The 9,121-nt window shown below is 64.3% G+C and carries 4 protein-coding genes and 1 pseudogene; 3 read left to right on the top strand and 2 right to left on the bottom strand.

Annotated elements, in window-relative coordinates; genetic code table 11:
- Together A2J03_RS29430 and A2J03_RS29435 are read left to right on the top strand one after the other, a co-directional pair.
- Positions 1 to 1,004, top strand: a pseudogene (locus A2J03_RS29430) (DNA-directed RNA polymerase subunit beta); the annotation flags it as partial.
- Positions 1,005 to 1,104: 100 nt separating this feature from the next.
- On the top strand, positions 1,105 to 5,061 hold the full coding sequence (locus A2J03_RS29435; protein ID WP_068381785.1) for a DNA-directed RNA polymerase subunit beta': 3,957 nt from the start codon (positions 1,105 to 1,107) through the stop codon (positions 5,059 to 5,061).
- A 106-nt stretch (positions 5,062 to 5,167) separates the two neighbouring features.
- Here A2J03_RS29435 and A2J03_RS29440 read toward each other — a convergent pair whose 3' ends face one another.
- Entirely contained in the window at positions 5,168 to 6,592 is a 1,425-nt protein-coding gene (locus A2J03_RS29440) for an MFS transporter (protein WP_068381786.1), read from the bottom strand.
- Between the two features lie 80 nt (positions 6,593 to 6,672).
- Complete coding sequence (locus A2J03_RS29445; RefSeq protein WP_068381787.1) at positions 6,673 to 8,295, bottom strand: GMC oxidoreductase; 1,623 nt, start codon at positions 8,293 to 8,295, stop codon at positions 6,673 to 6,675.
- A gap of 135 nt (positions 8,296 to 8,430) precedes the next feature.
- On the opposite strand from A2J03_RS29445, the gene A2J03_RS29450 reads away from it, so the two are divergent.
- Positions 8,431 to 9,121: endonuclease/exonuclease/phosphatase family protein (locus tag A2J03_RS29450; protein ID WP_068381788.1), on the top strand; the 691-nt coding region annotated here is incomplete at its 3' end.

Consider the following 9,121-nt stretch of genomic DNA (forward strand, 5'->3'; position numbering starts at 1 on the left):
TCGGCATTCGCGTGTTCTCACGCGAGGACGACGACGATCTGCCTCCCGGCGTCAACGAGCTCGTTCGCGTGTACGTCGCTCAGAAGCGCAAGATCCAGGACGGCGACAAGCTGGCCGGCCGCCACGGAAACAAGGGCGTCATCGGCAAGATCCTCCCGCAGGAGGACATGCCGTTCCTGTCCGACGGCACCCCGATCGACATCATCCTGAACACCCACGGTGTTCCGCGTCGTATGAACATCGGTCAGATCTTGGAGACCCACCTCGGGTGGATCGGCAAGACCGGCTGGAATGTTCAGGTCGCGACGGACGGCACGAGGCCCGATTGGGCCGAGCGTCTGCCCGAGGAGATGCTGTCGGCACCTGCGGACAGCAACATCGCCACCCCGGTGTTCGACGGCGCCAAGGAGAATCAGCTCACCGGTTTGCTGGAGAGCACGATCCCCAACCGCGACGGCGAGCAGATGGTCGGCGCCGACGGAAAGGCCACGTTGTTCGACGGCCGTTCCGGCGAGCCGTTCCCGTACCCGGTGTCGGTGGGCTACATGTACATCATCAAGCTGCACCACTTGGTCGACGACAAGATCCACGCTCGTTCGACCGGGCCGTACTCGATGATCACGCAGCAGCCCCTCGGTGGTAAGGCTCAGTTCGGTGGTCAGCGCTTCGGTGAGATGGAGTGCTGGGCAATGCAGGCGTACGGCGCTGCCTACACGCTGCAGGAGCTTCTCACCATCAAGTCGGACGACGTTGTCGGCCGCGTGAAGGTGTACGAGGCCATCGTCAAGGGCGAGAACATCCCGGAGCCCGGTATCCCCGAGTCCTTCAAGGTGCTCCTCAAGGAGCTCCAGTCGCTGTGCCTCAACGTGGAGGTGCTGTCCTCGGACGGCGCAGCCATCACGATGGCCGACGGTGACGACGAGGATCTCGAGCGTGCCGCAGCCAACCTGGGAATCAACCTCTCCCGCAACGAAGCTGCCACGGTCGACGATCTCGCGCAGTAGTTCTATGGTCCGGAGGGCCTGCAGCGATGCAGGCCCTCCGGGCGATATTTCTTGTTTTTGATTCGGTATCACAACACCCATAACGGGGAAAGGAAGTTACGTGCTCGACGTCAACTTCTTCGATGAACTCCGCATTGGCCTTGCCACTGCAGACGACATCCGTCAGTGGTCCTACGGCGAGGTCAAGAAGCCGGAGACCATCAACTACCGCACGCTCAAGCCCGAGAAGGACGGCCTCTTCTGCGAGAAGATCTTCGGCCCCACTCGGGACTGGGAGTGCTACTGCGGTAAGTACAAGCGCGTCCGCTTCAAGGGCATCATCTGCGAGCGTTGCGGCGTCGAGGTCACTCGCGCCAAGGTTCGCCGTGAGCGCATGGGCCACATCGAACTGGCCGCACCCGTCACGCACATCTGGTACTTCAAGGGCGTCCCGTCACGCCTCGGATACCTGCTCGACCTGGCTCCGAAGGATCTCGAAAAGATCATCTACTTCGCTGCCTACGTCATCACGACCGTCGACGACGAGCTCCGCCACAACGAGCTCTCGACGCTGGAAGCCGAGATGGAGGTCGAGAAGAAGGCAGTCGCAGATCAGCGCGACGCCGACCTCGAGGCGCGTGCGCAGAAGCTCGAAGCCGACATTGCCGAGCTGGAGGCGGAGGGCGCCAAGTCAGACGTCCGCCGCAAGGTCAAGGACGGCGGCGAGCGCGAAATGCGTCAGCTCCGTGACCGCGCGCAGCGTGAGCTGGATCGTCTCGAAGAGATCTGGACCACCTTCACCAAGCTGTCGCCGAAGCAGCTCATCGTCGACGAGCTCATCTACCGTGAGCTCATCGATCGCTACGGCGAGTACTTCACCGGTGCCATGGGTGCCGAGTCGATCCAGAAGCTCATGCAGACCTTCGACGTCGACGCCGAGGCCGAGTCGCTCCGCGAGACCATTCGCAGCGGCAAGGGCCAGAAGAAGCTTCGTGCGCTCAAGCGACTCAAGGTCGTCGCAGCGTTTCAGGCCGGCCGCAACTCGCCGATGGGCATGGTTCTCGACGCTGTCCCGGTCATCCCACCGGAGCTTCGTCCGATGGTGCAGCTCGACGGTGGACGTTTCGCGACGTCCGACCTCAACGACCTGTACCGCCGCGTCATCAACCGCAACAACCGCCTCAAGCGACTGATCGACCTCGGTGCTCCCGAGATCATCGTCAACAACGAGAAGCGGATGCTGCAGGAGTCGGTCGACGCACTGTTCGACAACGGCCGTCGTGGACGTCCGGTCACCGGACCGGGTAACCGTCCGCTGAAGTCGTTGTCCGACTTGCTCAAGGGCAAGCAGGGTCGCTTCCGTCAGAACCTCCTCGGAAAGCGCGTCGACTACTCGGGCCGTTCGGTCATCGTCGTCGGTCCTCAGCTCAAGCTGCACCAGTGTGGTCTGCCGAAGCTGATGGCTCTCGAACTGTTCAAGCCGTTCGTGATGAAGCGTCTGGTGGATCTGAACCACGCGCAGAACATCAAGTCGGCCAAGCGCATGGTCGAGCGTCAGCGTCCGCAGGTGTGGGACGTTCTCGAAGAGGTCATCGCCGAGCACCCCGTGCTGCTGAACCGTGCACCTACCCTGCACCGGTTGGGCATCCAGGCGTTCGAGCCACAGCTCGTCGAGGGCAAGGCCATCCAGCTGCACCCGCTCGTCTGTGAGGCGTTCAACGCCGACTTCGACGGTGACCAGATGGCTGTCCACCTTCCGCTGTCTGCAGAGGCACAGGCCGAGGCTCGCATTCTGATGCTGTCCTCGAACAACATCCTCTCGCCTGCATCGGGTCGTCCGCTCGCCATGCCGCGTCTGGACATGGTCACGGGTCTGTTCCACCTGACTCGTCTCGACGACGGTGCCATCGGTGAACGTGCCGATGCCAAGACCGACCATGCCGAGTTCGGTGCGTACTCCAGCCCGGCCGAGGCTCAGATGGCCGTCGACCGTGGTTCGCTCACCGTGCAGTCGCTCATTCGTGTGCGCTTGACGACGCAGCGTCCGCCGCTCGACGTCGAGGCCGAGCAGTTCCCGAACGGGTGGCGTCGCGGCGAAGCATGGACCGCACAGACCACCCTCGGACGCGTCATCTTCAACGAGCTGCTTCCGGCGGACTACCCGTTCGTCAACGAGCAGATGCCGAAGAAGCGTCAGTCGACCATCATCAACGATCTCGCCGAGCGTTACCCGATGATCGTCGTCGCGCAGACCGTCGACAAGCTCAAGGATGCAGGCTTCTACTGGGCCACGCGTTCGGGTGTCACCATCTCGATCTCCGATGTCCTCGTGCCGCCGGAGAAGCCGCAGATCATGGAGACGTTCGAGGCTCAGGCCGATCAGATCGAGAAGAAGTACCAGCGTGGCGCACTCGACAAGGTCGAGCGCAACTCCGCGTTGGTCAAGATCTGGCAGGACGCTACCGAGATGGTCGGTAAGGCCATGGAGGCACACTTCCCCGACGACAACCCCATCCCGATGATCGTGAAGTCCGGCGCAGCCGGAAACATGACTCAGGTGCGGTCGCTCGCCGGTATGAAGGGCCTGGTGACCAACCCGAAGGGTGAGTTCATCCCGCGTCCGATCAAGTCTTCCTTCAAGGAAGGCCTGACGGTCCTCGAGTACTTCATCAACACGCACGGTGCTCGTAAGGGTCTGGCCGACACGGCGCTTCGTACCGCCGACTCGGGCTACCTGACGCGTCGTCTCGTGGACGTCTCGCAGGATGTCATCGTTCGGGAGACCGACTGTGGCACCGAGCGCGGCATCGTCACGACCATCGCCGAGAAGCTCGCCGACGGCACGATGATTCGCGACGCACACGTCGAGACCAGTACTCGTGCACGCACACTCGCAACGGATGCGGTCGACGCGAACGGCAACATCATCGTCGCCCGTGGCCACGATGTCGGCGACCCCGCTATCGACGCTCTCATCGAGGCAGGCATCACCGAGGTCAAGGTCCGATCGGTGCTCACCTGCACCACCGGCACCGGCGTCTGCGCTACCTGCTACGGCCGTTCGATGGCCACCGGCAAGCTCGTCGACATCGGCGAGGCCGTCGGTATCGTCGCAGCACAGTCGATCGGTGAGCCCGGAACGCAGCTCACCATGCGTACCTTCCACCAGGGTGGTGTCGCCGGAGATGACATCACCGGTGGTCTGCCTCGCGTGACGGAGCTGTTCGAGGCACGTGTGCCGAAGGGCAAGGCTCCCATCGCGGACGTGTCGGGACGCATCCAGCTCGAGGACGGCGATCGTTTCTACAAGATCACCATCGTCCCGGACGACGGCGGCGAAGAGGTTGTCTACGACAAGCTCTCCAAGCGTCAGCGTCTGCGCGTCTTCAAGCACGACGACGGCACCGAGCGCCTCTTGGCGGACGGTGACCACGTCGAGGTCGGCCAGCAGCTCATGGAAGGTGCTGCCGATCCGCACGAGGTTCTGCGCGTGATGGGTCCTCGCCAGGTTCAGATCCACCTGGTCAACGAGGTCCAGGAGGTGTACCGCAGTCAGGGCGTGTCGATTCACGACAAGCACGTCGAGACGATCGTGCGCCAGATGCTCCGTCGTGTGACGATCATCGACTCCGGCTCCACCGAATTCCTGCCCGGTTCTCTGACCGAGCGCAGCGAGTTCGAGGCGTCGAACCGTCGCGTCGTCGCCGAAGGTGGCGAGCCCGCAGCCGGACGTCCGGTCCTGATGGGTATCACCAAGGCATCGCTGGCAACCGATTCGTGGCTGTCGGCAGCGTCCTTCCAGGAGACCACTCGTGTGCTCACCGATGCGGCTATCAACACCCGCAGCGACAAGCTCATCGGTCTCAAGGAGAACGTCATCATCGGTAAGCTCATCCCGGCTGGTACCGGCATCAACCGGTACCGGAACATCCAGGTGCAGCCCACCGAGGAGGCACGTGCCGCGGCATACGCGGTGCCGTCGTACGACGATCAGTACTACAGCCCGGACGGCTTCGGCCAGAACACCGGTGCCGCAGTGCCGCTCGACGACTACGGTTTCTCCAACGAATACCGCTGAGCGACGAAAGTCGCAGTGGCACGGTTGAGTGTGCGTGTGTGCACTCAACCGCACCACTAGGAAGCCCCGCACCCAGTTTGGGTGCGGGGCTTTTTCGTGTTCAGACCTAACGTTCCGAAGTCGCCGCGACCCGATGCTCGCGATCCGTTCGCGGAACCGCCCGAGCAGCCACTGCCACTCCGATGATTGCGACGGCAGCGAACGTGCCGAGCAGCAGCTGTGCCGAGTGCAGCGTCGAGGGCTCCCCGATGTTCACCAGCACACCGGCCAGAGCTGCGCCGAACGCGTTGGCGATCAGCTGAATTGTGTTGATGGCGGCCGAAGCCCGTGCGCCCTCGCCAGGTTCGGCAACAGCAGTCATTGCACCGACCGCCAGGTGCGGCCAGGCGATGCCGATTCCGGCGCCCGCGACAAGCAGTCCGACGATCCATGCGACAAGGACACCGGCTCCCGCCTGATCGGTCAGGAACGCAGCCATGATTCCCAGCCCGACGGCGACGAGGACCGGCCCGGCGATGATGATTCGCCGCACGACGCGTGGTGACGAGGCCGAGGCGCTGGGGATCTCACCGAGAGTCCATCCCAAAGCCAGAGCCGCACCGAGGAATCCGGCAGCGAGAGGCGCCAATCCTGCGAGTCGCTGGCCGAAGAGCGGGATGAACGTTTCGACTGTCGACGCAACGGCGAGCACGACGATCGTCAGGTACACCCACTTCAGCGAGGATCGACTGAACGTCGACGGCGGCAGCACGCCGTGATCGGTGCGTCGGTCGGCTGCGACGAATGCGACCAGCAGTAGTACCGCCGCGACAACCATGGTTGCGGTGACGGCGAGATGGGACATGATTCCTGCGACGCTCACCAACAGCGCTGCTGCGGTCAACAGAGCCAGCGAGAGAACCGGTACCGGGCTCCGGGTGGAGCTACCGGCGGTATGCGCCGGAAGTGCACGGGGGACGAGGGCACCTACTGCGATGGCTGCGATGACCAGCACGCCGAATGCCAGTCTCCACGCACCGAATTGAGCGAAGACTCCACCGATCGCGGGCCCAGCGAACGTTCCGACGCCCCACATGGCCGATACCAGTGCTGCGCCACGCGTCCAGAGATGTTTCGGGAGCGCGGCGTTGATGACGGCGTAGCCGAGACCGGCCAGTAGACCACCTCCCGCGCCTTGAACGGTTCGGCCGACCAGGAGGAGTTCCATCGTCGGACTGAGTGCACACACGACGGTGCCGAGCGCGAAGACCGTGAGCCCGATCAGGTAGGCCCCTCTCGGCCCTCGGGCGGCGAGGAGGTTGCTGACCATCATCGAGGAGACCACGGACGCGATGAGGAACACTGTCGCCGTCCACGCGTAGTAGCGTTCGCCGCCGATCTCCTCGATGGCGGTGGGGAGCAGGCTTGTCGTGAGGTAGACGTTGGTCGCGTACAACGCGACGCCGCCTGCGAGAACCGTGGCGGTGCCGAGGTAGCGACCGGTCAGAAGTTGTTGCCAGGTTCCGACGGGAGAGTTGTTGGGGGAGTGCATGTCTACGAACCTAAAACCTCGAGTGCACTCCAGGTCAACCGTGGACTGTCGAGGGACACGGTTCGAAGAAGAGGGGACAGTCAGCGCCCGTCGGCGATCACCCGAGCAACGTTGCGCTCTGCGAGCGCTGTGATGGTCAGCGACGGGTTGACCGCGCCGGTGCTGCCGGGGATCAACGCGCCGTCCATGACGTACAGACCGTCGTGACCTTTGACTCGGCCGTAGGAGTCGGTGACGTCGCCGAGGACCGCGCCGCCGAGTGGATGCGCAGTGAACGTGTCGTCGACGTCACGAGTGAACGGCTCAGCCGATACGACGGTGCCGCCGGCCTCGGCCATCCTGTTCTGCACTGCGCGTAGCGCTTCGACAGTGTCGCGGCTGCCGCCCCGCGGCCAGGACAGTGTCATACCGTCGCTTGCGGCGTCGTATCGGAAGTCCGCGCGTAGCGGGTCGATGGTCATGCCGAGTGAGCCGAGGAAACCGAGATCCCATGGCACACCGGGGACATACCAGTTCTCGACGGTGACGGGAATGCTCGATTCGTCGACGATGCGCGAGGCACACGGCGCTGCCTGCGGAACGCCTGCGGCGGGACCGAGCGAGCGCGTCATGGACGCATCGCCGTTGGTTCCCCAACCGCGCCCGACGAATTCGTTCAGATTTCCCAGCGCGCCGGTGGCTTGCGCGCGCAGCAGAAGCTCCGTGGTGCCGATCGAGCCGGCGCCGAGGACGAGCTTGTCGCACGTCACCGTTCTCGTTTCGAGGACGTTGCCCTCGGGATCGAGCCGTCGGACCTCGACGCGGTATCGGCCGCCGGATTCGGTGCCGATCGAGGCGACCTCGTGGCTGTGGCACACAGTCGCACGGCCGGTGCCCTCGGCTTGCGGAATGTAGTTCTGCGTCAGGTCGTACTTGGCGCCGTTCGAGTTTCCGAATGTGCTCGCCCCGACGATCGCCGACGGGCGGGATCGTCCGGCGATCTCGTCGCGTACGACGTTCCAGTTCCAGGTGCCGTCGACCGCTTGGGGTTGGAAGCCGGCGCGTCGGGCATGGTCGTCCCACGTCCGTGAATGCGCGAAGTTCGGGCTGTCGTAGATATCGGCGGGGATCGTCGACGGCAGCAGCATCGACCGTGCCCTGGGGTACCAGGATGACGCCATCTCGTCGTAGTCGAGCCGACCGCCGAAGGACATGTCGAAGTACCGCTTTTCGGGAGCGATGGTGACGCCGGTGTAGACGATGGACCCACCGCCGACAGCCGCTGCGCGCCACACCGAGAGGTTCTCGAACCGGGTCGTGTCGAGCACGCCATTGAAACGGTCGACCGGCCCGACGGGCATGCCGGTGATGTTGGTGAACGAGCCTTGCTGCCACAGTCCACGCCCGTCGGCGGTCATGTCTGCGGTGAAGATCTCGCGCCACGGATCACGTGGCCACCGGAGCCCGCGCTCGAGGATCGTGACCTGGCTTCCGGCCTGGGCGAGCCGAAGAGCAGCGGCGCTCGCACCGAAGCCCGAGCCGATCACGATGACGGACGAATGATCGGGCGGACGCGGCGGATCGGCGAACAACTCGGGGACGAGTGACCGGATCGAACCGACGCCGATCGGCAACGCTCCAGCGCGTCCCGCCGCGACAACGGGCGGTGCCGCCAATCCGACCAGTCCTGCGGCTGCCAGCTGAAGCAGTTGCCTGCGTTTCACGTGTGGTGTGTCCCCTGCACTCGATCCGACCCGAGAAGTGATTGTTCCCTATCCGTTCGGCGAAAAGCGACCGAACAGTAGCATGCGGTGACATCTCCCAGGCTCCCCTCAGATCGAGGTGGGAGACTGCCCAAGATGATCATCGTTCTCGGCGCCGCTTTTGTGACGGCTGCACTGTTGGCCGTGGTGGCGCACCTGGTGGATTCGCGAAGCCAGGCCGTTCTCGTCGCCGGTTCCCTCGCCCGCATTCCGATGTTCGGTTCGGTTCCGGGAGCAGTTATGTTGACCTTCGGCCTGGGGTGGACAGGTGCCGCAATCGGCGGTGCAGCGATTCTTGCCGCAGCGTGGACCCAGGCGCCGCTCTGGATCCGGCGGTTCCGGCGTCGACCGGCGTTGGGGACTCCGTTCACCGTCCTGCATGCGAACATCTTGCTCGGTCAGGCCGACACCGAGGCAATCATTGCCCTGCTGGACAAGTACGAACCCGATGTCCTGACGGTCGTCGAGCTGACCCCGCAGGCGCATCAGCGTCTGTTCGACGCGGGTCTCCGAGACCGGCTACCGGAGTCGTTCGTCAGTCCGGCGGCAGGCGGCGAGGGCACGGGGATCTATTCGCGTCACCCGCTATCTGACCACGAGCGCCACGACGGCTATGTGACAGAACTGCTGTCGGCGCGCGTGCACGTTCCCGGCGGGATTTCGCCTCTCGTGTTCGCGGCCCATCCCGTTCCGCCGTGGCCGCGCCACCCCGAGGCATGGGTCCGTGAGCTGGCCGCGATCAGGCAGATGCTCGCGAAGATCCCGGTCGACGACGGCCCGGTCGTGG

This window comes from Rhodococcus sp. EPR-157 (assembly GCF_001647195.1).
Taxonomy (GTDB): Bacteria; Actinomycetota; Actinomycetes; order Mycobacteriales; family Mycobacteriaceae; genus Rhodococcoides.

What these genes read in the sequence shown, in the direction of transcription:
- A2J03_RS29440 (WP_068381786.1), bottom strand. Translation starts at nt 6,592, where the DNA reads ATGCACTCCCCCAACAACTCTCCCGTCGGAACCTGGCAACAACTTCTG.